The 23,371-nt window shown below is 71.7% G+C and carries 21 protein-coding genes; 7 read left to right on the top strand and 14 right to left on the bottom strand.

The features are described 5' to 3' along the window. Positions 1-18 precede the first annotated feature (18 nt). Both AB0A97_RS39875 and ggt read right to left on the bottom strand, forming a co-directional pair. Complete coding sequence (locus AB0A97_RS39875; protein ID WP_361160454.1) at positions 19-492, bottom strand: MarR family transcriptional regulator; 474 nt, start codon at positions 490-492, stop codon at positions 19-21. A gap of 140 nt (positions 493-632) precedes the next feature. After that, positions 633-2,477: a gamma-glutamyltransferase gene (gene ggt / locus AB0A97_RS39870; RefSeq protein ID WP_361160452.1), complete on the bottom strand. Its 1,845-nt coding sequence runs from the start codon at positions 2,475-2,477 to the stop codon at positions 633-635. Between the two features lie 250 nt (positions 2,478-2,727). On the opposite strand from ggt, the gene AB0A97_RS39865 reads away from it, so the two are divergent. After that, positions 2,728-3,471, top strand: coding sequence for a hypothetical protein (locus tag AB0A97_RS39865; protein ID WP_361160449.1), 744 nt, complete (start codon positions 2,728-2,730; stop codon positions 3,469-3,471). Positions 3,472-3,503: 32 nt separating this feature from the next. Here the strand turns inward: AB0A97_RS39865 and AB0A97_RS39860 are convergent, their stop codons facing one another. Continuing rightward, the gene (locus AB0A97_RS39860) at positions 3,504-5,072 is read right to left on the bottom strand and encodes a carboxylesterase family protein (protein ID WP_361160447.1); all 1,569 of its coding nucleotides are present in this window, start codon (positions 5,070-5,072) and stop codon (positions 3,504-3,506) included. Positions 5,073-5,305: 233 nt separating this feature from the next. Here AB0A97_RS39860 and AB0A97_RS39855 point away from each other — a divergent pair, with 233 nt between their 5' ends. Beyond that, positions 5,306-5,707, top strand: a complete 402-nt coding sequence (locus tag AB0A97_RS39855; RefSeq protein WP_361160445.1) for a DUF1992 domain-containing protein — start codon at positions 5,306-5,308, stop codon at positions 5,705-5,707. Positions 5,708-5,770: 63 nt separating this feature from the next. Here AB0A97_RS39855 and AB0A97_RS39850 read toward each other — a convergent pair whose 3' ends face one another. Next, a complete protein-coding gene (locus AB0A97_RS39850; RefSeq protein WP_361160442.1) occupies positions 5,771-6,178 on the bottom strand; it encodes a hypothetical protein in 408 nt (135 codons plus the stop codon). Positions 6,179-6,452: 274 nt separating this feature from the next. Between AB0A97_RS39850 and AB0A97_RS39845 the strand changes: the two genes are divergently transcribed. The 3 genes from AB0A97_RS39845 to AB0A97_RS39835 all read left to right on the top strand — a co-directional run bounded on the left by AB0A97_RS39845 (position 6,453) and on the right by AB0A97_RS39835 (position 10,054). Further along, on the top strand, positions 6,453-6,899 hold the full coding sequence (locus AB0A97_RS39845; RefSeq protein WP_361160439.1) for an Rrf2 family transcriptional regulator: 447 nt from the start codon (positions 6,453-6,455) through the stop codon (positions 6,897-6,899). A gap of 136 nt (positions 6,900-7,035) precedes the next feature. After that, entirely contained in the window at positions 7,036-8,250 is a 1,215-nt protein-coding gene (locus AB0A97_RS39840; protein WP_361160437.1) for a globin domain-containing protein, read from the top strand. Between the two features lie 151 nt (positions 8,251-8,401). Continuing rightward, on the top strand, positions 8,402-10,054 hold the full coding sequence (locus tag AB0A97_RS39835; protein WP_361160435.1) for an alpha/beta fold hydrolase: 1,653 nt from the start codon (positions 8,402-8,404) through the stop codon (positions 10,052-10,054). A 54-nt stretch (positions 10,055-10,108) separates the two neighbouring features. On the opposite strand, the gene AB0A97_RS39830 is transcribed toward AB0A97_RS39835, so the two are convergent. The 4 genes from AB0A97_RS39830 to AB0A97_RS39815 are packed head-to-tail and all read right to left on the bottom strand — an operon-like array spanning position 10,109 to position 13,304. After that, complete coding sequence (locus tag AB0A97_RS39830) at positions 10,109-10,975, bottom strand: amino acid ABC transporter permease (RefSeq protein WP_361160432.1); 867 nt, start codon at positions 10,973-10,975, stop codon at positions 10,109-10,111. Further along, positions 10,972-11,616: an amino acid ABC transporter permease gene (locus tag AB0A97_RS39825; RefSeq protein ID WP_361160430.1), complete on the bottom strand. Its 645-nt coding sequence runs from the start codon at positions 11,614-11,616 to the stop codon at positions 10,972-10,974. Before AB0A97_RS39825 ends, AB0A97_RS39830 begins: the two co-directional genes overlap by 4 nt. 15 nt (positions 11,617-11,631) lie before the next feature. Further along, entirely contained in the window at positions 11,632-12,546 is a 915-nt protein-coding gene (locus tag AB0A97_RS39820; protein WP_361160427.1) for a glutamate ABC transporter substrate-binding protein, read from the bottom strand. A gap of 14 nt (positions 12,547-12,560) precedes the next feature. Then, positions 12,561-13,304, bottom strand: coding sequence for an amino acid ABC transporter ATP-binding protein (locus AB0A97_RS39815; RefSeq protein ID WP_361160533.1), 744 nt, complete (start codon positions 13,302-13,304; stop codon positions 12,561-12,563). A gap of 333 nt (positions 13,305-13,637) precedes the next feature. Between AB0A97_RS39815 and AB0A97_RS39810 the strand changes: the two genes are divergently transcribed. Continuing rightward, on the top strand, positions 13,638-14,393 hold the full coding sequence (locus AB0A97_RS39810) for a GntR family transcriptional regulator (protein ID WP_361160424.1): 756 nt from the start codon (positions 13,638-13,640) through the stop codon (positions 14,391-14,393). A 55-nt stretch (positions 14,394-14,448) separates the two neighbouring features. On the opposite strand, the gene AB0A97_RS39805 is transcribed toward AB0A97_RS39810, so the two are convergent. Next, positions 14,449-14,871, bottom strand: coding sequence for a DUF6278 family protein (locus tag AB0A97_RS39805; protein WP_361160422.1), 423 nt, complete (start codon positions 14,869-14,871; stop codon positions 14,449-14,451). 131 nt (positions 14,872-15,002) lie between these two features. Between AB0A97_RS39805 and AB0A97_RS39800 the strand changes: the two genes are divergently transcribed. Continuing rightward, positions 15,003-16,799, top strand: coding sequence for an SGNH/GDSL hydrolase family protein (locus AB0A97_RS39800; RefSeq protein ID WP_361160420.1), 1,797 nt, complete (start codon positions 15,003-15,005; stop codon positions 16,797-16,799). Positions 16,800-16,830: 31 nt separating this feature from the next. Here the strand turns inward: AB0A97_RS39800 and AB0A97_RS39795 are convergent, their stop codons facing one another. From AB0A97_RS39795 to AB0A97_RS39775, 5 genes are all read right to left on the bottom strand, one after another. Beyond that, the gene (locus AB0A97_RS39795; RefSeq protein WP_361160418.1) at positions 16,831-17,610 is read right to left on the bottom strand and encodes an exodeoxyribonuclease III; all 780 of its coding nucleotides are present in this window, start codon (positions 17,608-17,610) and stop codon (positions 16,831-16,833) included. 30 nt (positions 17,611-17,640) lie between these two features. Further along, positions 17,641-18,294, bottom strand: a complete 654-nt coding sequence (locus AB0A97_RS39790) for an MBL fold metallo-hydrolase (protein WP_361160416.1) — start codon at positions 18,292-18,294, stop codon at positions 17,641-17,643. Positions 18,295-18,365: 71 nt separating this feature from the next. After that, entirely contained in the window at positions 18,366-19,661 is a 1,296-nt protein-coding gene (gene pcaC, locus AB0A97_RS39785) for a 4-carboxymuconolactone decarboxylase (RefSeq protein ID WP_361160414.1), read from the bottom strand. A 304-nt stretch (positions 19,662-19,965) separates the two neighbouring features. Then, positions 19,966-21,186 carry a tyrosine-type recombinase/integrase gene (locus tag AB0A97_RS39780; protein WP_361160411.1) on the bottom strand — a complete coding sequence of 407 codons (1,221 nt, stop codon included), beginning with the start codon at positions 21,184-21,186 and terminating at the stop codon, positions 19,966-19,968. A 1,183-nt stretch (positions 21,187-22,369) separates the two neighbouring features. After that, the gene (locus tag AB0A97_RS39775; RefSeq protein ID WP_361160409.1) at positions 22,370-23,011 is read right to left on the bottom strand and encodes a hypothetical protein; all 642 of its coding nucleotides are present in this window, start codon (positions 23,009-23,011) and stop codon (positions 22,370-22,372) included. Positions 23,012-23,371: the final 360 nt, after the last annotated feature.

Here is a 23,371-nt window from a genome sequence, read left to right as displayed (position 1 = left end):
AAGGGCGCACCCGCGGCGTCACGGCCGGTGCCGGCCGAGTTCCGCGAGGCGGGTCAGGGCGGGCAGCGCTTCGGCGAGCGCCTGCCGCTGCCCGGAGGTCAACTGCGCCACCAGCGGTTCCAGGTGGCGCGTCCGGTGCGTGTGCCGGGAGCGGCCGATCCGCCGTCCCGCCTCGGTGATGCGGACCAGGACGGCGCGCCCGTCGCTGGGGTCGGGGCGGCGTTCGACGAGTCCGTCGCGCTCCAGCCGGGTGACCAGTTGGGTGATGCCGGGCTGGCTGACCTGCTCGGTCCTGGTCAGTTCGGTGAGCCGCATGGGCCCTTCGGCGTACGCGAGGGTGTCCAGCACCGACAGGGTCGTGAGGGACAGTTTCTCCGGCGTGGGCAGCCGTACGTAGAAGCGGTTGAAGTACTCGACCGCGGTGGCGAAGGCGTCCACGTCCAGGTCGCCGTCCGGGGAGGGAGGCGGGTGGTCGTTCAGGTCGTCGTTCACCCGCAAAACATATCGTACGGTTATTTAACGCGCTTATGCTCCCGCTGTGCCCGGATTCGGGCGGACGCGACGCGTCCGGTGAGCGACACGCGACCACGCGTCACCCACCGGACCCGGCACCTCCGCTCACGGCAGCGGCCTCACCCCTTGGGGCGTACCACCATCGCCGCCCCGCCACCGCGCCGCTGCTTCTCCGCCGCCGCCAGCCAGCGGCCGTCCGGCAGGCGTTGCACGCCGGTCGCGGCGCCGATCTCCGGGTTGCGGGTGAACCGGTGGCCGATGGCCTCCAGTTGCGCGCGGACCGGGCTGTCCCACAGGCCGGGTTCCAGCTCGGTCGCTGCCGCGTTGCGCTGGCTGGCGCGGGGCGCGGCGATGGCGTCGACCAGCGGCATGCCGCGCTCCAGGTGGTTCAGCAGGCTCTGCAGGACGGTCGTGATGATCGTCGCGCCACCGGGCGAGCCCAGGGCCACCACCGGACGGCCGTCCCGCAGCACGATCGTCGGGGACATCGAGGACCGCGGGCGCTTGCCGGGGCCCGGCAGGTTCGGGTCGTGCACGGCCGGGTTCGCCGGGGCGAAGGAGAAGTCCGTCAGCTCGTTGTTGAGCAGGAAGCCGCGGCCCGGTACGACGATGCCGCTGCCGCCGGTCTGCTCGATGGTCAGGGTGTAGGCGACGACGTTGCCCCACTTGTCGGCGACGGTCAGGTGGGTGGTGTTCTCCCCCTCGTACGTCGTCGGAGCGGCCCGTCCGCCGGCCTCGCAGGGCCGCGGGTCGCGCGGGTCGCCGGGCGCCAGCGGGCTGGTGAGCACCGCGTCGTCCTTGATCAGGCAGGCCCGGGAGTCGGCGAAGCGCTGCGAGGTCAGGCCGCGCGTCGGCACGTCCTCGAACTCCGGGTCGCCGACCCAGCGCCCGCGGTCGGCGAAGGCGATGCGGCTGGCCTCGATGTAGCGGTGCAGGTATTCCTTCTGGCTCAGCTTCGACAGGTCGCTGTGCTCCAGGATGTTGAGCGCCTCGGCGATGGTGGTGCCGCCGGAGGAGCCGGGCGCCATGCCGTACACGTCCAGGCCCCGGTAGCGGGCCTTGGTCGGCGCCTGGCGGCGCACCTCGTACTCCCGCAGGTCCTTCGCCGTCAGGTCCCCGGGCCGCACCTTGCGCTCGGCGCCGGGACGCACCGGCGGCTTCCGGACGGTCCGTACGACGTCCTTGCCGAGCCGCCCGTCGTACAGCGCGTCGACGCCCTTGTCGCCCAGTTCCTTGTACGTACGGGCCAGATCGGGGTTCTTGAGGGTGGAGCCGACGACCGGCAGCTTGCCGCCGGGCAGGAAGAGGCGGGCGGTGGCGGGGAAGTCGCGGAAGCGCGCCTCGTTGGCGGCGGTCTGCGAGCGGAACGTCTCGTCGACCGTGAAGCCGTCGCGGGCGAGCTTCTCGGCGGGCTTCAGGAGTTCGCGCAGCGGGCGGGTGCCCCAGCGTTCCAGCGCGGTGTCCCAGGTCGCGGGCGTGCCGGGGGTGCCGACGGACAGGCCGCTGGTGACCGCCTGATCGAACGGGATCGGCTTGCCGTTCTCCAGGAAGAGGCCGCTGTCCGCGCTGCGCGGCGCGGTCTCCCGGCCGTCGAGGGTCCGTATGGTGCGGGACTTGGCGTCGTACGAGACGAAGTAGCCGCCACCGCCGACCCCGGCGGAGTAGGGCTCGGTGACGCCGAGAGCCGCCGCGGTGGCGACCGCGGCGTCCACGGCGTTGCCGCCCTTGCGCAGCACCTCGATACCGGCGGCGGAGGCGTCGGCGTCCACGCTGGAGACCGCGCCGCCGTAGCCGGCCGCCACGGGGACCTTCGGCGGGGTCTTGGCCGGGGCGGCCGTCGACGGGTCGGCGGCAGGCGGCCGCGCGGTGGCGGCCGGTGACGCGGCCGAGGCCGGGACGGCGGTCAGCGAGCCGGCGAGCGCGACGACCACTCCCAGCGCGGAAAGACGTCGGGCAGGTGTCATGCGGCGTTCCCTCCTGGCCTGTTCGGGCGGCAGGGGCCGGAGCCTACCCGCGTGATCACGGGGGCGACAGAGGGCGCGAGCGCGGGGCGCGAAAGGGGCGCGAACGGCCGATCGGCTCGCCGGGGCGCAACGGTACGGGGCGCCGTATAGCGGACGCTGTCCCGCATGCCCGTACGGACCCGGGCAAGGCCGCCCAGCCGCCCGCCCCGCGTTCGAACACACTCCCGGTCAGCCGCTACGCTCCCCCGCCATGGACGACTCCCTGCTCCTCGTGACCGTGGCGGCGGCCGCGCTCGTCGTGGGTGCCGCGGCCGGCTGGGCCGCGCACGCCGCCGTGGCGCGCCGCAAGCTGGACCGCGAGCAGAGCTTCTTCGGGCTGCCCGACGGATCGGAATGCGTGCTGGTCACCCACCGGGACAGCACCTCGGCCCACTGGAGCATCCCGCGGCACGACGCACTCGCGCTGCTCGGCCTGGCCTCGGTGGTGGAGACCTGCGGCGCGCACGCGGAGGTCGCGCCGCACGACACCGGGCTCCAGGGCTTCGGCGCGCGCACCGAGTTCTGCGTGGGCGACCCGACCGCGCACCGGCGGCTCGCGGCGCACCTGGCGAGCCTGCTGCCGGGCGTCGCCGTCCACCCCGGCGACGAACACGGCATCGGGCGCGGCACCTTCGCCGTCGGCGGCTCGACGTACCGGATGGAGCCGGGCGCGGTGGAGTACGTGCTGCTGGCCCGGCTCACCGCCGTCGAGAGCGGCCGCCCGGTCTTCCTCGCGGCCGGGCAGCGCCCGGTGACCCACCGGGCCGCCGTACGGCACCTGGTGCGTAACCGGGCGCGGCTGGCCCGCAAGTACGGCGCCGAAGGGCAGTTCTGCCTGCTGCTCAAGGTCGTCAACTCGCAGGCGTACGGCCCCGACGTGGTGGAGCTGGTCGCGGACGTGACGAAGGCCGCGCTGGCGCCGGCCGAGCCGAAGGGGCACCGGGCGGGGGTGTGACGACCGCCGCTGTGCCGCACGGGCCCTCGGGGTCAGCCGAAGTACATCACCTCGGGCGCCGGCCCGCCGAGGTAGGGCTGCCAGTCCGCGAGCCCCGGCCCGTCGGGCGTGCCGGTGGCCGCGAAGGCGGCCAGCGCGCCGCCGAACGCGTGCGCCAGACGGCGGTCCTCCGCGCCGGTGTGCCCCAGCATCGGGCTTTCGGGGTAGGCGTCGAACGTCCCGAAGAGGAACGGCAGTTCCGCGCAGTGGGTGGCGCCGAGCGTGCCGTCGTCACCGTCCGGGGCCCGGTCGAAGCGGTAGACGTACGCGGGCGTCCCCTGCGCGGCGCGCTGCTCCGCGATGGCGGTCGCGCCGTCCCGGAACATCCAGCCGGTGGCCGCCTCGGCCAGGAGGTCCACGGGGGACGCGTCCGGCCGCAGCCGCGCCAGGTCGTCGTACGCGACGGCCGCCGCGTCGGAGTCGCCGCAGGCGTCCTCGCGCATGATCCGCAGGACGTCGGCCCGGGTGAACGCCCGGGCCTCGGCGTCGAAGGCCAGGAACGCGGTCATCTCGTCCCGTACCGTACCGATCAGCAACCCGGTGCTGCCCAGGCCACCTTCGGCCACGGCCTGCACGGGCGGTACCGGCAGGCCGGTGCCGCCGAGCACCGGGTACATGAGCGGTGTGAGGCGGCCCGGGCGGGCGCGGTCCGCTGCCAGCCGGGCGTACGCGGCGAGCAGCCGCTCCACCGGCAGGGCGCGCAACTCCCGCAGGGCCGCGGCCTCGTTGCCGGGTACGGCGGCCTTGTCCGGCAGCCCCAGCAGACGGAGGTAGTCGGCCGTGATCCCGGCCGCCTCGGCCGGGTCCTGAGGCTCCAGGCCCCACGGGCCGCTCTGCGCGACGACCCGGCGCATCAGCCCGCGGGTCTCCGGGGCGACCGCGAGGGACAGGGCCGTGTACGCGCCCGCCGACTGGCCGCCGACGGTGACACGGCCGGGATCGCCGCCGAAGGCCGCGATGTTCTCGTGCACCCAGCGCAGTGCCGCCGCCTGGTCCTGGAGCCCGAGGCCGGCCACGCCCGCCTCGGGCAGGAAGAGCCAGCCGAGCGGCCCGAGACGGTAGTTGGCCGTGACCACCACGAGGTCGCCGAGCGCCGCGAGCCGGGCACCGTCGTACCAGTCCCAGCCACCGGACCCGCTGGTGAACCCGCCGCCGTGGAACCACACCAGTACGGGCCGTCCCGCGCCCGACGGCTCGGCGGGGCTCCAGACGTTGAGGGTCAGGCAGCCGTCCTCGCTCCAGTCGGGTGTACGGGGCCCCATGACCCGCTCCAGCCGGGACGGGCCCTGCGGCACGGCGGGCCCGGGGCGTACCGCGTCCCGCACGCCGGTCCAGCCCTCGTGCGGGCGCGGCGGCGCGAAGCGCAGTCCGCCGACCGGCGACGCCGCGTACGGAACGCCGCGGAAGGCGGCCACCGACGGCAGGTCCGCCGCACTCCCGGCCGCGGCGCCCCCGGTCCGCCGCCCCGGGGCCGCTCCGCCCTCCGCCACCGGCGCCGGCACGCCGCGCACGCGCCCCCGCTCCGTCTCCACGGCCCGCCACCACTCGCCGACTGCGGCCATCGGTCACGCCCTTTCCTCCGGATCGCCCCCGCACAGACCGTTCTACGCCACCGACGTCCGCCCGAGTACACGGCGCCGCCGACGGCCACCCGCGTACACGGCGCCACCGCCCGCCCCGGACACCCGCAGTCGGCCACGCCCGCGACATCCCCCTGTGGTACTTGTGTACGGACGGCCCCCGCACCCCGGGGCCGAGGGTGACCGGCCGCATTCCCACCCCAGGGAGCCCCGTGATGACCGAGCGCAAGCCCCCCGGCGTCAGCTTCGAGACCTGGGCCGACCGGCAGATCCGCGAGGCCGCCGAGCGCGGTGAGTTCACCGGCCTGCCCGGCTTCGGCAAGCCGCTGACCGGCCTCGACGAACCGTACGACGCCATGTGGTGGGTCAAGGAGAAGATGAGCCGGGAGAACCTCTCCTTCCTGCCGCCCACCCTCGCGCTGCGCAAGGAGGCCGAGGACGCCCGGGAGGCCGCGGCGCGGGCCCCCTCCGAGCGGGCGGTGCGGCGCATCATCGGCGAGATCAACGCCAAGATCCAGGAGGCGGTCCGGCAGCCGCCGCCCGGCCCGCCGCTCAACCTGGAGCCGTACGACGTGGAGAGCGTCGTACGGGAGTGGCGCGAACGGCGCGGGACGTAGCGGGCCGGGCAGCCCGCGCCGGGGGCGCAGCGTCCTTCCCCGCCCCCGGCCCGGTCGGCTGAGTTACGGCCGCAGTGCCTCCCGTACACCGTGGCAGGCGTCTATCGCGCGGGTCGTGGCCTGGGTGCACAGGCGGCAGTGCTCGTGACGGCCGGCGTGTGCCCGGCACAGTTCGTTGCTGCGTTCGCAGGCGATCGCGCACGCGTCGAGCTGCGCGGCCAGCAGCCGGGTCTCGCCGCCGCCTTCCCTGAGCAGCAGTCGCAGGGTGGCTCCGACGACGTCGTGGCAGTCCAGGTCGGCGCGGGCCGCTTCCCGCATCCGGTCGGGCTCGTCGGAGGCGAGCATGCCCGTCGCGCAGACGAGGACGGCCTTCTCGCACTCGGCGAGGGCGTCGGTGGCCGGGGCCAGCACGTCGGTGCCGAGCCGGGCCTTCGTGGTGATGCTGTCGAGGAGGGTGCGGGTCGGGAGCATGGCGGCCTCCAGGCGCGGTGGTTCGGGGCCGGTTCCGGCACCGCATCCCGGTGGCCGGAGGGTGGCCCGTGGATGCCCTTCGGGCCGACCGTACTGCTGCCCGGCGCGGGGGGACAGGCACGCGGCCGCCCGTCTTGGCGGCCGCTCCCCCGGCGCGCGCGGCCGGTCCGGTCCGACCGGCTCGTCCGGTCCCGCGCGACATGCCCGGTCCCGCCCGCCCCGTCCGCCGCACCCCAAATTGGCATCCAAAAATCCAATTCAGTACGGTGTGCTCGTGCGACTGACGAAGAGCACCGACATCGCGCTCCGCATCGCCATGCGGCTGGCGGTCCTCGACGACCGGGGTGACGCGCCGACCACCCGCGAGGTGGCGGGCGCCGTCCAGGTCCCGTACACGCACGCCGCCAAGGTGGTGAGCAGACTCCAGCACCTCGGCGTCGTGGAGGCCCGGCGCGGACGCAACGGGGGCCTGTCCCTGACCCGGAAGGGCCGTACCGGCTCCCTGGGCCGCCTGGTGCGCGAACTGGAGGGCGTCGGCGACGTGGTGGGGTGCGAGGACGATCCGCCGTGCCCGCTGCGCGCGGCCTGCCGCCTGCGCGGCGCCCTGCGTGCCGCGCAGGAGGCGTTCTTCGCCGCGCTCGATCCGCTGTCCATCGAGGACCTGGTGGGTTCCCCGACCGGCCCTGTGCTGCTCGGCCTGACTCCCCGGCCGGAGGGCTGAACGGCCCTACGCACACCGCCACCCCGGCTCGTACGCTGGCGGCGAAATACGAATCTCAGATGCAAGTTATTTGCGCCACCGCGTGCCCACCGACCACCACCGACCCCTCAGCACTTCCCGAGAACCGGAGCACCCGATGCTGTCGTCCACGTCCGCCGAAACCGTCCGCGCCACCCTTCCCGCGGTCGGAGCGGCCATCGGTGAGATCACCCCGCTCTTCTACGACAAGATGTTCGCCGCCCACCCCGAGCTGCTGCGCGACCTGTTCAACCGCGGCAACCAGGCCAACGGCAGCCAGCGTCAGGCGCTCGCCGGCTCCATCGCCACCTTCGCCACGTACCTGGTGGAGCACCCGGACGAGCGCCCCGACGCGATGCTGGAGCGCATCGCGCACAAGCACGCCTCGCTCGGCGTCCGCGCCGACCAGTACCCGATCGTGCACGAGCACCTGTTCGCGGCCATCGTGGAGGTCCTGGGCGAGGCCGTCACCGAGGAGGTCGCGGCGGCCTGGGACGAGGTGTACTGGCTGATGGCGAACGCCCTCATCGCCGCCGAGAAGCGCCTGTACGAAGCGGCGGGCACGCCGGACGGTGACGTCTGGCGGGAGTACCGTGTCGTCGGCCGCCTCCAGGAGACCGAGGACGTGGTGACCTTCGTCGTCCAGCCGGTGGACGGCGCCCCGGTCCCGGCCTCCCGGCCCGGCCAGTACGTCTCCGTACAGGTGCGGCTCGCCGACGGGGCCCGGCAGATACGGCAGTACAGCCTGTCCGGACAGCCGGACGGCGGCCTTCAGTTTTCGGTGAAGCGGGTGACCGGTGACGCCTCCGGCTCCCCGGCGGGCGAGGTCTCCAACCATCTGCACACGGCGCTGCACAGCGGCGACGTCCTGCGCGTCAGCGCCCCGTTCGGCGACGTGGTGCCGGAGGAGAGCGACCGCCCGATGCTGCTCGTCTCGGCCGGCATCGGCTGCACCCCCATGATCGGCATCCTGTCCCGGCTCGCCGCCGACGGCTGCGACCGCCGCGTCGTCTCCGTCCACGCCGACCGCACCCCGGCCACCCACGCCTTCCGCGCCGAACTGCGGCAGCTCACCGGGAAGCTGCCGCACGCCACGGCCGAGGTCTGGTACGAGCAGCCGGAGGCCGCTGCCGGGGCGGGCGACGGCGAGGGCGTCGTCACCCGGCACGAGGGGCGGATCGACCTGAGCCGGATCGACGTCCCGGAAGGCGCCGTCGCCTACCTCTGCGGCCCGGTGCCCTTCATGAAGGAGGCCCGCGGCCAGTTGCTCGCCGCGGGGGTGGCCGCGGCGGACATCCACTACGAGGTGTTCGGTCCGGACCTGGGCCTCTGACCAGGAAGTGCGCCCGGCCTGTCGGCCGGGCGCACCGTCCGGCCCGGCACAGCCGGACGTTACCCATCCGTAACCTACCGACGGGTTACCAGCGGTAAGAAGCGCACCTTACTCTCCAGTCACTTCAGTCTTGAAGCACTAGGAGCAGTAGATGTCGCCCTCCCGCACCACGCTGCGCACCACCGTCGGCACCGTCTCGGCCGCCGTGCTCGCCACCACCACCCTCGCGGGCGCCCCCCTGGCGCACTCCGCCACCACCGCACCGCCCGCCCCCGCCGCGAGCGCCCCTGCCACGGGCGCCCAGGCGACCGGCGCCGCCACGCAGCAGCACCTCGCGGCGAAGTTCCCCGACGTGAAGTTCGTCGACATCGTGGGCGACGGCGGCATCACTCTGAAGGCCAACGTCTTCACCCCGGGCGACGCCGTGCCCGGCCGCCGCTACCCGCTGATCGTGCTGCCCACCAGTTGGGGCATGCCGCAGATCGAGTACGTCGTGCAGGCCAAGAAGCTCGCCGACGCCGGGTACGTGGTGGTGGGCTACAACTCGCGCGGCTTCTGGCAGTCCGGCGGGCAGATCGAGACGGCCGGCCCCCCGGACATCGCCGACGCCTCCAAGGTCATCGACTGGGCGCTGGCCCACACCGCGGCCGACCCGGCGAAGGTGGGCATGGGCGGGGTGTCGTACGGCGCCGGGATCAGCCTGCTGACCTCCGCGTTCGACAAGCGCGTCAAGGTGGTCGCGGCGCTCAGCGGCTGGGCCGACCTGATCGACTCGATCTACAGCGGCCGCACCCAGCATCAGCAGGCGGCCGCCTTGCTGGGCGGCCTCGGGGCGGTCACCGGGCGTCCCAGCCCGGAGCTGAAGATCATCCTCAAGGACTTCCTCGCCTCCGACCTGGCCAAGGAAGGCGACATGATCAAGTGGGGCGCGAAGCGGTCCCCGGTCACCTACCTCGACAAGATCAACGCCAATGGCGCGGCGATCATGCTGGGCAACGCCTGGGGCGACTCGCTCTTCCCGCCCAACCAGTACGCCGACTTCTACGAGAAGCTCAAGGGACCCAAGCGGCTGGAGTTCCGGCCCGGCGACCACGCCACCGCCGAGGGCCTGGGCCTGCTCGGACTGCCGAACGACACCTGGGACCACACCAAGCGCTGGTTCGACCGCTACCTCAAGGGCGCCGACAACGGAGTCGACCGCGAGGCGCCCGTACAACTGAAGTCCCGTTCCACCGGCGCCTACGAGGGGTACAAGAGCTGGCAGGACGTGCCCTCCGGGAACCGGAGGATCGCGCTGAACGGCACGCAGCGGATCGGCACCCACCGCGACTCCGGCGCCAACGGCGGCACGATCTTCCTCTCCAGCCTGCTGGACCAGTTCCTCCGGCTGCCGCCGATGGCCTCGATCCCGCTGCTGCCGCGCTCGGCCGCCGCCGTGTGGCAGTCCGAGCGGTACACCTCCGCGCAGCACGTACGCGGCACGGCGAAGCTGCACACCACCGTCACCGGCACCGCCGAGAGCGGCACCGGCATCGCCTACCTGTACGACGTGGGGCCGCTCGGCGTCGGCAAGCTGGTCTCGCACGCGCCGTTCACCTTCCACGACAAGGCTCCGGGCAAGCCGTTCGGCGTCGACCTGGAGCTGTTCTCGACGGCGTACGACGTCCCGGCGGGCCACCGGCTGGCCGTGGTCGTGGACTCCGTCGACCCGCTCTACATCGAGCACAACCCGTCCGGTGCCGAGCTCACCTTCTCCTCCCCCGCGAACGATCCGTCGTGGGTGTCGGTGCCGGTACGCGACTGAGGTCCGGGCCGGGGGCCACGCTGCTGCTGCCTGACCGAGGACCGGGCCCGGGCGTCATCGCTGCTGCTGTGCCCCCGGCAGCAGCGTCCCCGGTTCCGGCGCGTTGACGTCCACCGCGTCCGTCTTCGGGCTCTTGCGCTGCCGCTTCGCGACCCGGTACGCGCACCACGACAGCAGCATGCACAGGCCGATGTAGATCGGCGAGACGATCATGACGACCGGGATGAAGGGCAGGTCGTAGTCGAGGTTGGAGGCGATCAGCTTGCCGGCGTGCAGGAACTCCTCGTAGGTGATCAGGAAGCCGAGCGAGGTGTCCTTCAGGGCGACGACGAGCTGGCTGATGATCGTGGGCAGCATGGCCCGGACCGCCTGCGGCACCAGGACGTACGTCATGACCTGCGTCTTGCGCATGCCCAGCGCGTACGCGGCCTCCCGCTGCCCCCGGTCGACGGAGTGCACACCGGCCCGGAACACCTCGGCCAGCACCGAGCCGTTGTACAGCGTCAGTCCCGCGATCAGCGCGTACAGCGGCTCCGCCTTCAGCGCCACGTACACGAAGAAGATCATGACCAGGACGGGCATCGCCCGGAAGAACTCGACCAGCAGCGTGCTCACCCACCGGACCGGTGCGTGGTCGGAGAGCCGGCCCGCGGCGAGCACCGCGCCCAGCACCAGCGACAGCACGGCCGCGCACGCGAACGCCTTGAGCGTGTTGCCCAGCCCTTCGAGCAGCAGCTTCTGAATGCCCACGTACGCGAACGGGGTCCACTTGCGGGCGCTGAACTGGCCGGTGTCGATCAGCAGGTACCCGGCCCAGGCGAGGACGGCGAGGATCACCACCGTCGCCGCCGCCCCGTAGAGCCGGTGCCGGCGCCTGGTGTGCGGTCCGGGGACGTCGTAAAGGGCGGTGGTGGCGGTCATCGGGGAACCCCCCAGCGCTTTTCCAGCACGTTGAACAGCGCGCTGATGGTCAGGGTCACGATCAGATAGCCGACGGCGATCCAGACGAAGGTCCAGATGATGCTGTAGCCCAGCTCGTTGAGCGTCTTGTAGGTGCCGAGGAGTTCGACGACGCTGAACGAACCGGCGATCGCCGAGTTCTTCGCGAGGGCGATGAGCGTGGAGCCGACGGGCGGGATGACGGTACGGAACGCCTGCGGCAGCACCACGTCGCCCAGGACCTGCGAGAAGGTCATACCGAGGCTGCGGGCGGCCTCCCCCTGCCCGACCGGCACGGTGTTGATGCCGGAGCGCACCGCCTCGCAGATGAAGGCGGAGGTGTAGCAGCCCAGCGCGAGGATGGCGAAAATCTTGAAGGGCAGGACGACGCCGAAGCGCGGCAGACCGAGCAGCACCGCGAAGAACAGCAGCGTCAGCGGTGTGTTGCGCAGCACCGCCACCCACACGGTGCCGAACACCCGCAGCGAACCGACCGGTGCCACCCGGAAGGCCGCCATCAGCACCCCGACGACCAGTGCGAGCAGCGAGGCGAAGACGGTCAGTTCGACGGTGCCGAGCAGCCCTTCCCCGTAGAGGGAGAAGTTGTCCGTGAGCACGTTCATGGGCGGTCCTCGTCCTCAGCTCGCCGGGTAGCGGTCGATGGCGGGCGGCCGCGGGGCGGGGACGCCGGACAGGCCCAGCGTCGCGTCGTACGCCTTCTTCCAGTCGCCGTTCTTCTCGTGGGCGGCGAGCGCGTCGTCCAGCGCGAGGCGCAGCGCGGTGTCCCCGCGCGGCACGCCGATGCCGTACGGCTCCTCGGAGAACGGCTTGCCGGCCAGCTTCAGCTCGTCGGGCACCTTGGCGGCGTAGCCCATGAGGATCGCGTCATCGGTCGTGACGGCGTCGACCTGATAGGTGAGCAGGTTGTCCACACACACCGAGTACGTGTCGTAGGCGACCAGGTCGGCCTTGGGATAGTCCGCCTGGATGCGCTGGTACGGCGTGGAACCGGCCGCCGAGCAGACCTTCCGGCCCGCCAGGTCCCGCGGCCCGTCGATGCCCTTCTGGTCCTTGCGCACCAGCAGGCCCTGGCCCGCCATGTAGTACGGCCCGGCGAAGCCCACCTGCTGCTTGCGCTTGGCGTTGATGGTGTAGGTGCCGACGTAGAAGTCGATCTGGCCGTTCTGCAGGGCCGTCTCGCGGTTGGCGGAGGCGATGGTCTTGAACTGGATCGTCTTCGGGTCGAACCCGAGGGAGGCGGACATCATCTTCGCGATCTCGACGTCGAAGCCGGTGTACGTCCCGGAGGCCGGGTCCCGCTCACCCATGTACGGCTGGTCCTCCTTGGCGCCGACGACCAGCCGGCCGCGGCTCTCGGCCTTGCGCCAGGTCGCGGAGGCGGGCAGCCGGAAGCCCTCCGCGGTCGCGTAGCGGGGCAGTTCGCTGCCCTTGGGGCCCTTGACCGGCGGGCTGCCGGACCTGCCGCAGCCGGCGGCCAGCAGGGCGGCCGCGGTCAGCGCGAGCGCCACGAGGGCGGTTCGGGTCTGGTGCATGGCGGCGCCCCCGGTCAGTGCTTGAGGATCTTGGACAGGAAGTCCTTGGCGCGGTCGCTCTCCGGCGCGGTGAAGAACTCCTCCGGCGTGCGGTCCTCGACGATCCGGCCGTCGGCCATGAAGACCACCCGATTGGCGGCGGAGCGCGCGAAACCCATCTCATGGGTGACGACGACCATCGTCATGCCCTCCTGCGCGAGCTGCTGCATGACCTCCAAGACCTCATTGATCATCTCCGGGTCGAGGGCGGAGGTCGGCTCGTCGAAGAGCAGCGCCTTCGGCTCCATGGCCAGCGCGCGGGCGATGGCCACGCGCTGCTGCTGGCCGCCGGAGAGCTGCGCCGGGTACTTGTCGGCGTGCGTGGCCAGGCCCACCCGGTCCAGGAGTTGGCGGGCCCGCCGCTCGGCCTCCTCCTTCTTGCGCTTGCGGACCTTGACCGGCGCGAGCATCACGTTGGCCAGCACACTCTTGTGCGCGAAGAGGTTGAAGGACTGGAAGACCATGCCGACCTCGGCGCGCAGTCCGGCCAGTTCGCGGCCCTCCTCCGGGAGCGGGCGGCCGTCCAGGGTGATGGTGCCGGACTCGATCGGTTCGAGGCGGTTGATGGTGCGGCACAGGGTGGACTTGCCGGACCCGGAGGGCCCGATGACGACCACCACCTCGCCGCGGTCGACGGTGAGGTCGATGTCCTGGAGGACGTGCAGCTTTCCGTAGTGCTTGTTGACCCCGCGCAGCTCGATCAGCGCATCACCGGCCATGTGCAGCCTGCTCACTCTCATCCGTACCGCCAGGACACCGCAAACTACCTGCCCGAAAGCAGTACTTTTCCCCTGACACGCACGAATGCCACGATAACCCCTGATTACTCGGGAAAGTGCCCACGCGCGTCCGGCGCCGCGCCCCCGGCCCGCGCCGCCAGCCGGACGGCACCGCACCACCGGCCCGGGCCGCACCGCACCACCGGCCCGGGCCGCACCGCACCACCGGCCCGGGCCGCACCGCACCACCGGCCCGTCCCCCTCGGCGGGCGGCTGCCCCGGCGCCTTCCCCCTAGGTACACAGTGCCCGCCTGCGTACCTAGCCTGTGGGGCATGGGTGACAACCGACCCGTCTTCCAGCGCATCGCCGACGACCTCCGCCGCCAGATCGACGACGGAGCCCTGCCCGTCGGCGCGCGGATTCCGTCCCGGTCCGAGCTCAAGCGGGCGTACGAGGCCAGCGACCAGACCGTGGACCGCGCGGTCCGCGTCCTGAAGGCCGCCGGCTACGCGGAAGGCCAGTTCGGGCGCGGGGTGTTCGTCGCCGACCGGGCGCCGATCGGGACGCTGCTGCGCTCCACGGGCGCCGTGGACTCCCCGTTCGCCGCCCGGATCGCCCTGGAAGGGTCACCCGAGGGCACGCCGCTGACCTGGGAGGTGTCCTCGACGACGGACGCGGCGTCCGACCGGGTCGCGCGGCGGCTGTGCATCGTGCCGGGCACCGGCGTCGTCCGGTCGGTGTACGAATACCTGGCCAACCGGCAGCCCGTGCAACTCGCCACGAGCTGGGAGCCGCTCGCCATCACCGAGGGCACGGACGTCGTCTTCCCGGAATGCGGACCCTACGCCCGGCGCGGGGTGCGGGGGCGGATGGCCGCCATCGGGATCCGGGTGGTGCGCGCCGAGGAACGCGTGGGTTCGCGGCCCGCTTCCAGCGCCGAGGCGGAGGCGCTGGGCTGTTCCCCCGGGCAGTGCGTGACCTCCGTGGAACGCACCCACTACGACGCGGACGGGCGGGCCGTCGAGACCTCGGACATCGTCGTACGGGCCGACCGGTGGCGCCTCGCGTACGACATCGGGTTCGTGTGACCGGGCCGCCGGCCGTCCAGGGCCTGTCGTCGCACTCCCGCCTGCCGCGCGGCGGTCAGCTCTCGGCGGCCTCCGCGTAGAGCTGGCACAGTTCGGGCGCGCCGGTGGCCGCCCAGTCCCGGCCCGCCGTCACCACGTCCACCTCCCGGCCGGAGGCCAGCCGTACCACCGGCTCACCGCCGGGCCACACCTTCCAGGCCGCGCCCGGCACCGTCCGTACCAGCACCGTACCCAGGTAGCAGCCCGCGTCGTTGCCGAGCCAGGTCACCACCTCGGGGTCGTCACGCCACGCGGGCCGCAACTGGTCCAGCGCCTCCAACGAATGCACCGAGTCGTCCAGTTCCACGCCCTCGGTCTGGGCCTGGGCACGCAGCAGCTCGCACTCCGCCAGGAGCATCGCCGCGCCTTCGGGGTCGTCCACGACAGCAGGGACCGCTTCCGGCCGCTTGCGCCACTTGTCCAGGAAAGACATGTTCATGGGCGTAGCGTCCCACCCGGGCCGGGACGGTGGCCACAGGCGCGCGGCAGGCCGGTGACCGGATCAACGACCCGGCGACCGGTTCCGGCCGGACCCGTACTCGTCACCGGTACCCGCGGAAGGACGCCCATATGCGCGTACGACTGTGGAGCGGGGCACTCGCCCCGGCCCTCTCCCTCACCCTGGGCGCCACGGCCGCCCCGGCGGCGCCGCTCCAACGGCCAGCCGGTCCGGCGCCGTTGGAGCGCCTCTTCGACAACAGGGCCATCAGCGAGCCGTCCGCGTCGACCTCGGCGGACTTCGACGGCGCGGGCAATTCCCTGTCCGCGCGGGACCTGGCCGCGGCGGGCTGGACGCCGGGCCGGGTGCTGACTCTCGACGCGGCCCGGCTGCGGTGGCCGCGCACCGCGCCGGGCCGGCCCGACAACGTACGGGCCGACGGCCAGACCGTACGGCTGCACGGGCGCGGCGACGCGGTGTCGCTGCTGGTGGCCGCGACGGGCGGCGCGGTGACCGGCACCGGCACGGTCCGCTACCGGGACGGGTCGCGCAGCGCGTACCGGCTGAGCGCGCCGGACTGGCGTACGGGCCCGCCGGCCACCAAGGCGGTGACGCTGCCGCACATCAACACGCCGGGCGGCCAACGGGCGGAGCCGGCGCGGCTGTACGCGGTGAGCGTGCCGGTGGTGCGCGGGCGCGAGGTGGCCGCCGTCGTACTGCCCCGGGACCCGGGGCCGGGCGCGGATCTGCACGTGTTCGCGGTGGCGGTGCGCGACAACGGTGCCGGGTGGACGGGCAGTTGGGGAACGAGCACGGGCGGGTACGCGAAGGCCGGTCCGTGGGGCGGCCGGACGCTGCGCCTGGTCGTGCACAGCGGCACGGGCGGGCCGCGGGTACGGGTCCGGCTGGCGAACACCTTCGCGGCGGCGCCGGTGGGCTTCGCGGCGGCGAGCGTGGCCGTACAGGGCGCGGGCGGCGGCGCGGGAGCCGCCCGCGCACCCGTACCGCTGACGTTCGGCGGGCAGCGCGGCGTACGGGTCCCGGCCGGCGCCGAGGCGTACAGCGATCCCCTCCGGTACACCGTGCCCGCGGGCCGCAACCTGCTGGTCAGTCTGTATCTGCCGGGCACGGTGACGGCCGCGCCGGTGCACGGGCGGTCCGAGCAGGTCTCGTACGTGAGCGCACCGGGCTCCGGCGACCGAACGGGCGACAGCGGCGCCGCGGCGTACCCCGGCACGCTGACCGGCTGGCCGTTCCTGACCGGGGTGGAAGTGGCGGGCGGTCCGGGCACGGTCGTGACGCTCGGGGACTCCGTCACCGACGGCCAGGGTTCGACGGCGGGCGCCAACCGGCGCTGGCCGGACGTGCTGGCCCGCCGCTTCCGGACCCAGCACGCACTCCCGCGCTACGGCGTGGTCAACAGCGGCATCGCGGGGAACCGGGTCGTCACCGACCGCTATCCGGGTGACGGCGTGAGCACCGACGTCAGCGGGGTCAGCGCACAGCACCGGCTGGAGCGGGACGTGCTGGCGCGGCCCTCGGTCCGTACGGTCGTGATCTTCGAGGGCGTCAACGACCTGCGCACCGGCACTCCGGCACACGAGGTCGTGGCGGGGCTGCGGGCCCTCGCCCGGCGCGCACACGAGCGCGGGCTGCGCGTGGTGGCCGCGACCGTCGCGCCGTGCGAGGGCTTCCCGGGCTGCACGGCGGCGGTCGAGACGCGACGCACCGCCGTGAACACGGCCCTCCGGGCACGCGGCGCGGACTTCGACGCCGTACTGGACTTCGACGCGGTGCTCCGCGACCCGCGGCGCCCGCAGCGGCTGCTGCCCGCGTACGACAGCGGCGACCACCTGCACCCCGGCGACGCGGGACTGCGGGCGCTCGGGGAGTCGGTGGACCTGCGGGCGCTGCTGCCCAGGCCCTGAGCCGGACCGCCGGAAGGGCGTCAGGCCGGACTCATACGTCCAGATCCACCACCACCGGAGCGTGGTCCGACGCGCCCTTGCCCTTGCGCTCCTCGCGGTCGACGTAGGCGTCCGAGACGGCCTTGGCGAACGGTTCGTTGCCGTACACCAGGTCGATGCGCATGCCCTTGTTCTTCGGGAAGCAGAGCTGGCGGTAGTCCCAGTAGGTGAACGGCTTGTCGTACTTCAGGGGGCGCGGCACGACGTCCGACAGGCCGGCCTCCCGCAGAGCGGCCAGGGCGGCGCGCTCCGCGGGCGTCACATGCGTCATGCCCTCGAAGACGGTGGTGTCCCAGACGTCGTCGTCGGTCGGCGCGACGTTGAAGTCGCCGAGGATCGCGAAGGGCCGGGGGCCCGCCGCGTCCTCGGCGACAGCCGCCTTCAGGGCTTCGAACCACTGGAGCTTGTACGCGAAGTGCGCATGGTCGATCTCGCGGCCGTTGGGCACGTACACCGACCAGACACGGGCCGGGCCGCAGGTCGCGGAGACGGCGCGGGGCTCCTGGACCCCCTCGTACTCCGGACCGCCGGTCAGCCCGCTGGTGACGTCCTCCAGGCCCACCTTCGACAGCAGGGCGACGCCGTTCCACCGGCCGGTGGCGTTGACGGCGGCCTCGTAGCCCAGCTCGCGCAGTTGGTCGTACGGGAACTGCTCGGCCGAGCACTTGGTCTCCTGGACGCACAGCACGTCCGTGCCGGTGTTCTCCAGCCAGGCCAGCAGCCTCGGGAGGCGGGCGGTGATCGAATTGACGTTCCAGGTCGCGATGCGCATGTCCGTAAACCTACAGCGGGGGTCCGACAGTCAGTTCAAACCGGTGTGGTCACCGGGGGTGAGGCGGGCGTGATCGGTGCCGCCGAGCTTGTCGATCAGGCCGTCGTACACGGGACGGGCGTGGTCCTGGAGCAAGCTGTCGTGCACGTCGATGGCGCGGCGCGGCCGGACCTCGCGGACGTAGTCGATCACCTCGGAGACCTTGTTCCACGGCGCGTGCACGGGCAGCAGCAGGGTGTCCACCGTACGGCCCTGGGGGACGGTGAGCGCGTCACCCGGGTGGAAGACGGTCGCGCCGTCGTCCTCGGTGGTGATCAGATAGCCGACGTTGGTGACCCGCGGGATGTCCGGGTGGATGACGGCGTGCAGCTGTCCGTGCACCTCGATGTCGAACCCGGCGGCGGTGAACGCGTCCCCCTCACCGACCGTGTGCACCCGCCCCGGGAACGCCGCGGAAATCTGCTCGGCCACACTGGCCAGGGTCCAGATCTCGGCGCCCCGGTTGGCCTCCATGCCCGCGCGCAGCCGCTCCTCGTCGAAGTGGTCCATGTGCTCGTGGGTGATCAGGATGGCGTCGGCGCCGACCGCCGCGTCCCGCTCGCTGAAGACACCGGGATCGATGACGAGCACCTGCCCGTCCTTCTCCAGCCGGACACAGGCGTGCGTCTTCTTCGTGAGTTCCATACCCCCATCTTGCCGCGCGGGTGCCCGGCGGGCCCTCAGGGGAGGCCCCCATCGCCCTCGCCCCGCCCTCCTCACCCCTCCGGCGTCGTCTCCTCCCGTATGACGCGCTGCGCCACGGCGAAAGCGGCATTGGCCGCCGGCACGCCGCAGTACACCGCGGTGTGCAGCAGGACTTCCTTGATCTCCGTGGGGGTGAGCCCGTTGCGCAGCGCGGCGCGGGTGTGCAGCGCCAGTTCGTCCTGGTGGCCGCGGGCGACCAGCGCGGTGATCGTGATGATGCTGCGGGTCCGCCGGTCCAGTCCGCCGCGGGTCCACATCTCGCCCCAGGCGTACCGGGTGATGAACTCCTGGAAGTCCCCCGTGAAGTCGTCCGTGTCGGCCTCCACCCGGTCCACATGCGCATCACCGAGCACCTCACGGCGGACCTTGACGCCCTGCTCGTACGCGCCGCCCCGGACCGCTTCCGGCTGGGCGAGACCGGACTCGATGGCCGCGGGCACCACGGGCGGGGGCGGCGTGGCGGGCCCGAGCACCGGCTTGGGCGCGGCGGCGCCGATCGCCGTCTGAGTCGTGCCGCCCGACTTGTCGTGCCAGGCCGCCGTGAAGTGCCGGATGAGCAGTTCGGTGACGGCGGCGGGCTGCTCGACGGGCGCCAGGTGGGACGTACCGGGAACCAGCGCGAGACTCGCGTCCGGTATGCCCGCCACCAGGGTGCGGGCGTCGGTGGTCGGGGTGACCTGGTCCTCGGAACCGGCGACGACGAGGGTGGGCACCCCGATCCGCTGGAGCGAGGAACGGACGTCGAAGGAGGCCATCGCCTCACAGGCGGCGATGTAACAGCCGGGGTCGGTGGTGCGCACCATCTGGACGGCCCACTCGACGATCGCCGGCTGGGCCCCCGCGAAGCCGGGCGTGAACCAGCGCTCGGGCGAGGTACGGGCGATCGGGTCCAGCCCGTTCGTACGGATCACCACACCGCGCTGCCGCCAGGAGTCGGCGGTGCCGTAGCGGGGCGACGAGGAGATCAGAGCGAGCGAGGTGACCCGCTGCGGCCGGGTGAGCGCCAACTGCGCACCGATCGCCCCACCGATGGAACACCCCGCATATCCGAACCGCTCCACACCCAGCACATCGAGCGTCGCCACCAGCCGGTCGGCCAGCTCGGCGACGGAGGCCGCCGGATACGCGGGCGACCCACCGTGCCCCGGCAGATCGAACCGGACGACCCGCCAGTGACGGGTCAGCTCGGGTATCTGCCGGTCCCACATGTGCCAGGTCGTCCCGAGCGCCGCCCCCAAAACCAGACAAGGCGCGTCTTCCGGGCCGTCAGAGCGGTATTGCAGGGTCTTCACCGTCGTCTCACTCACCCGCCTGACCCTCTCATCTGTCGCGGGATGTCATATCGCCAGGGTGAATTTAGCGGCTCTTGGCTACCTTGCACCGGCGGGTCGGGGCACTGCCGGGATCCCGTAACCTCCAGGTATCTGTTCACTGGCGTACTCGTGACCGCGTCGGCAGCGGGAACGCGCGCCTGGTAGGAGACTTGGCCGCAGCCGGACTGGTCCTCCTGATCATGGCTACCGGACCACAACCGGTGGCCGGGCTCCGAGTCCGCCTCAACCCTGCCGGCCATACGGCTCGGCAGGTCGCCCAGCTGGAAAACCGCGTGGCTCACGCTTGCCCCTCCGCCGCACCCCCGTGCAGACCCTCCCAGGTGGTAGCGGCTCCGCGAAGATCCTCTACGTCCGGCTTGACGTACCACCGCTTGGTCGTCTTGATGTTCTTGTGCCCGGCCCATCGCGCGAGGATGTGGTCCGGTACACCGCAGTTGGCCAGGTAGGTGAAGCATGCCGCACGTGCCAGGTAGAGCCTGACGCGACGGAGCCCGAGGAGCTGCATGAGCCGGTACGCGCGCCGACGGAACTGCTTGATCGTGAAGGCAACTCCCGTCTCGTGCACCAGCACGTAGCCGGATGCCGTGTACGCCTCCCCCAGGGCGAGCCTCTCCTCGGCCTGGAGAGCCCGGAACGCCTTGAGGGTAGCTAGCACCGGAGCCGGCAGCGGCAGAGCCCGCTCACCCGCAAGAGACTTGGTGTCCTTCTCCACCACGTAGCGGTTGCCCATCATCGTGCGCGTGTTGGCGATGATGATCGTGGCGTTCTCCAGGTCAACGTCTTCCCACCGAAGTCCGCAGACTTCAGCTGGACGAAGGCCCATCAGCGAAAGGAGAAGCGCAGCGTAGAGACGCTCTCCCATAATGCCGTGGATGAACTTCTGCACCTCCTGGACATTCCAAGGCTGTACCTCCTCCTGGTTCTTCCGCTCCTCTTTGCGCGCCCTGCGGGGAATGGTGACATGCGCAGCGACATTCACGTACACCAGCCGTCGGGTAACAGCTCTCCCCAGGGCTTCCTTCAGCCGAGCGAGGCTCATGTCCACACTCGTGACACCGAGTGGCGTGCCCGCCCTCTTGCCGCGCACGCGACCATGCGCCAGAGCCCAGTCCCTCCACTCCTCCACGTGCTCTTCAGTGAGATCCTGGAGGCGGATCTTACCAAGTCTCCCCCGTACTCGATCCACGGTAATCGTGTAGTTGTAGATGGTGGTCTCTTCGAGGTCATCGGCTTTCATAGCCAGCCACCGATCGAGCCATTCGTTCACGGTGATCTTGTTTGGCGGCACGAGCGATCCCTCGTTCCGTCGGTTAGATATGTTTGCGTACTCGGCCCTCGCCTCCTTCAATGAATCGAAGGTGCGCCTCAACTGCTTACGCTTCCCGGTTTCAGGGTCAACTCCTACGTCGATAACAAACCGATACCTGACCTTCCCTTTGGAGTCCGGCGGAAGTTTCTTGATGGGATCGGACAGAGGGCTCACTCTCCTCGAATACATGAAAACAACTGCACTTCACCACCTCTGCCAATGAGGGGAAAGGTGAATGGGCTACTTCCTCCGCTACGGCTCCACCGCCAAGCACAGCCGAAGACGAACAACACCAGCGATCCGGACGACCCCCGGTTTCGCTAACTGAGGGGCACCCGTTGTGCATCGCCCAGCAGAACGCGCTCCTAACCTTTGCCGATGCTCTCGCACCCGCCGGGACCAGTTAGACAACACCTCGCACTGACCTACCCGCGCCGAAGGCGCCACCAGGTGCCAGCACGGACAGCATCAATACTCCGCACGATCACCGGTTTGACTAACCGGTGATCACCGGTTATGTTACGTTCCCCGCCCCCGGGACACGTTCCCCTCTCTCCGTCAGCCGGTACGCGGTCAGGTATCCGAATCGGACGACGGCAATCACCTGAACGGCTCGGAGAGCGCAAGTCGACAGAACAGACTCCTCATGTCGCCCGGCGAGCTGCTGGCGAGCCCTGTTTTTCCGGGGGTGTTATACGTTCACTTAGCACCGGGAAAAGTTCCAGTCCTTTGCGGCTGCTTCTCGTCTGCCGTGGGCGAATCAGCGACTGTTCGCCAAGGCGCTCCGGGTGATCGATTAGGACGCGTATTTCGTCGAGCCGCCGGGTCGACAAGTGCGTTGTCGTTCACCCCGCAGCGACGCCGTAACGAGAACGTCTCCCGCACCGTGCAGGTCCTGCCGCACACCTTTTCCCTCGGCCAGCACCAGGCTACGGTTCCAGCCGCCTTCAGCTCTCCTCCCCCACCAGCCCGGAGTCGGAGCCAGCAGCGGCCTGATGGGGCGCGATGGCAAAACCGAATGGACTGGTGGTAGGCACGCACCGGAGTTCCCGGTCAGCGCGGGAATAGTGTTCAGGTGCGGATTTCACGCGCCGCCCCGGGCCCCGGCCCGAGTCAAGGAGCAGGCCCGTAGGCCGCGGGCGCTGTACGAGCGGCTGGACCGGCTCTGACACGGTGGGAGGGGTAGCGGTCGGCGTCCGCGGCGCCGGACCGCAGGGGCGTTCTGTGTCAGCTGCGCTCTTCCGCACTGGTCGCTCTGTTGACGGCCGTGGTCAACGCCACCGGCACCGTGTTGCAGCGGACTTCGGCACGCACGGTGCTGCCGGGCGACGCCCTCAGCACCCGGCTGGGCCCACCGCAACGGCTGAGCCGTTCACCTCCGGGCGCGTTCCGGGTCGGCCTCTTCCATGCGGACCGGCCGCCGGGCCACGGCCCGGGCCGCCAGCCAGGCCACCGCACCGGCACAGGCGGTCGCCGCTCCCGCCGCCGCGAAGGACGCCTTCGGCGCGCGCTCCAGCAGCGCGGGCAGCACCAGCATGCTGCTCATGCTCGCCACGTGCAGCTTGACGGAATCGGCGGTGAACACCCGCAGCCGCTGCGGCCCCGGCAGCGAGCCGATCTCCGCACTCAGGCTGATCGAGGCCAGCGGCACCAGAGCGCTCGCCGCTGCGGCGAGGGCCGCCACCTCCAGCAGACTGTTGCTCAGCGCGAACGCAGCCAGCAGCAGCCCCCGACCCACCCACACCAGGCAGTACGCCGCCGGAAACCGGCCCGGCAGAGCCACGAAAGTCACGTTCCCGGTCAGCAAGTTCCCGACCACCACACCGATCCCCATCGCGGACAGCACCACCGCGTACGCCCCGGCCCCGGCCCCGGCCCCGGCGTGCAACTGGCTGGTCAGCCAGACCGGAACGCCGATGGTCCACGCGGTGGAGAAGAACTCTCCGACACCGCTGAGTGCGAGCGCGCACCCGATCCGCGGGTGGGCCCGCAACACCGCCTGGTTCAACGGCATCGATGAGCATGGATGGCCGGGCATGGCCGGGATCGGTGAACGAGGAGTTGACGAGGCATGACCCCTTACCCAGTATGTCGGCCGCGCTACCACCTGTAGCCTTCGGTTGGCCGATGTCTGGAGTCTGCTGGTGGGCGGCTGGCGAAGTGACGGTGTCCTGCTGGCTCCCGGCAGCAGCAGACGCTGACGCCGGGCACCGGGCGCTGTACGGCGGGGGTTAGGCAGTTTCGTTTGGATCGGTTGGTCGTTGGTCCAGGTATGCCGTTAGAGGGTGTCTGAGAAGCCCCGTTCAGGGCAGGTGACTTGGTAGTTCCTGCACTTCGGGGAGGCGGGGATGACCGGTCGGCGGGCGTATCCGAC

It is taken from the genome of Streptomyces sp. NPDC045470, assembly GCF_040646595.1.
In the GTDB taxonomy this organism is placed as follows: Bacteria; Actinomycetota; Actinomycetes; order Streptomycetales; family Streptomycetaceae; genus Streptomyces.
This window is presented reverse-complemented; position numbering and strand designations above follow the sequence as displayed.

Bases quoted from the DNA above. Each gene is read 5' to 3' on its own strand.
- ggt (WP_361160452.1), bottom strand. From the start codon at position 2,477: ATGACACCTGCCCGACGTCTTTCCGCGCTGGGAGTGGTCGTCGCGCTC.
- AB0A97_RS39865 (WP_361160449.1), top strand. From the start codon at position 2,728: ATGGACGACTCCCTGCTCCTCGTGACCGTGGCGGCGGCCGCGCTCGTC.
- AB0A97_RS39860 (WP_361160447.1), bottom strand. From the start codon at position 5,072: ATGGCCGCAGTCGGCGAGTGGTGGCGGGCCGTGGAGACGGAGCGGGGG.
- AB0A97_RS39855 (WP_361160445.1), top strand. From the start codon at position 5,306: ATGACCGAGCGCAAGCCCCCCGGCGTCAGCTTCGAGACCTGGGCCGAC.
- AB0A97_RS39850 (WP_361160442.1), bottom strand. From the start codon at position 6,178: ATGCTCCCGACCCGCACCCTCCTCGACAGCATCACCACGAAGGCCCGG.
- AB0A97_RS39840 (WP_361160437.1), top strand. From the start codon at position 7,036: ATGCTGTCGTCCACGTCCGCCGAAACCGTCCGCGCCACCCTTCCCGCG.
- AB0A97_RS39835 (WP_361160435.1), top strand. From the start codon at position 8,402: ATGTCGCCCTCCCGCACCACGCTGCGCACCACCGTCGGCACCGTCTCG.
- AB0A97_RS39830 (WP_361160432.1), bottom strand. From the start codon at position 10,975: ATGACCGCCACCACCGCCCTTTACGACGTCCCCGGACCGCACACCAGG.
- AB0A97_RS39825 (WP_361160430.1), bottom strand. From the start codon at position 11,616: ATGAACGTGCTCACGGACAACTTCTCCCTCTACGGGGAAGGGCTGCTC.
- AB0A97_RS39820 (WP_361160427.1), bottom strand. From the start codon at position 12,546: ATGCACCAGACCCGAACCGCCCTCGTGGCGCTCGCGCTGACCGCGGCC.
- AB0A97_RS39815 (WP_361160533.1), bottom strand. From the start codon at position 13,304: ATGGCCGGTGATGCGCTGATCGAGCTGCGCGGGGTCAACAAGCACTAC.
- AB0A97_RS39810 (WP_361160424.1), top strand. From the start codon at position 13,638: ATGGGTGACAACCGACCCGTCTTCCAGCGCATCGCCGACGACCTCCGC.
- AB0A97_RS39805 (WP_361160422.1), bottom strand. From the start codon at position 14,871: ATGAACATGTCTTTCCTGGACAAGTGGCGCAAGCGGCCGGAAGCGGTC.
- AB0A97_RS39800 (WP_361160420.1), top strand. From the start codon at position 15,003: ATGCGCGTACGACTGTGGAGCGGGGCACTCGCCCCGGCCCTCTCCCTC.
- AB0A97_RS39795 (WP_361160418.1), bottom strand. From the start codon at position 17,610: ATGCGCATCGCGACCTGGAACGTCAATTCGATCACCGCCCGCCTCCCG.
- AB0A97_RS39790 (WP_361160416.1), bottom strand. From the start codon at position 18,294: ATGGAACTCACGAAGAAGACGCACGCCTGTGTCCGGCTGGAGAAGGAC.
- AB0A97_RS39780 (WP_361160411.1), bottom strand. From the start codon at position 21,186: ATGTATTCGAGGAGAGTGAGCCCTCTGTCCGATCCCATCAAGAAACTT.
- AB0A97_RS39775 (WP_361160409.1), bottom strand. From the start codon at position 23,011: ATGCCGTTGAACCAGGCGGTGTTGCGGGCCCACCCGCGGATCGGGTGC.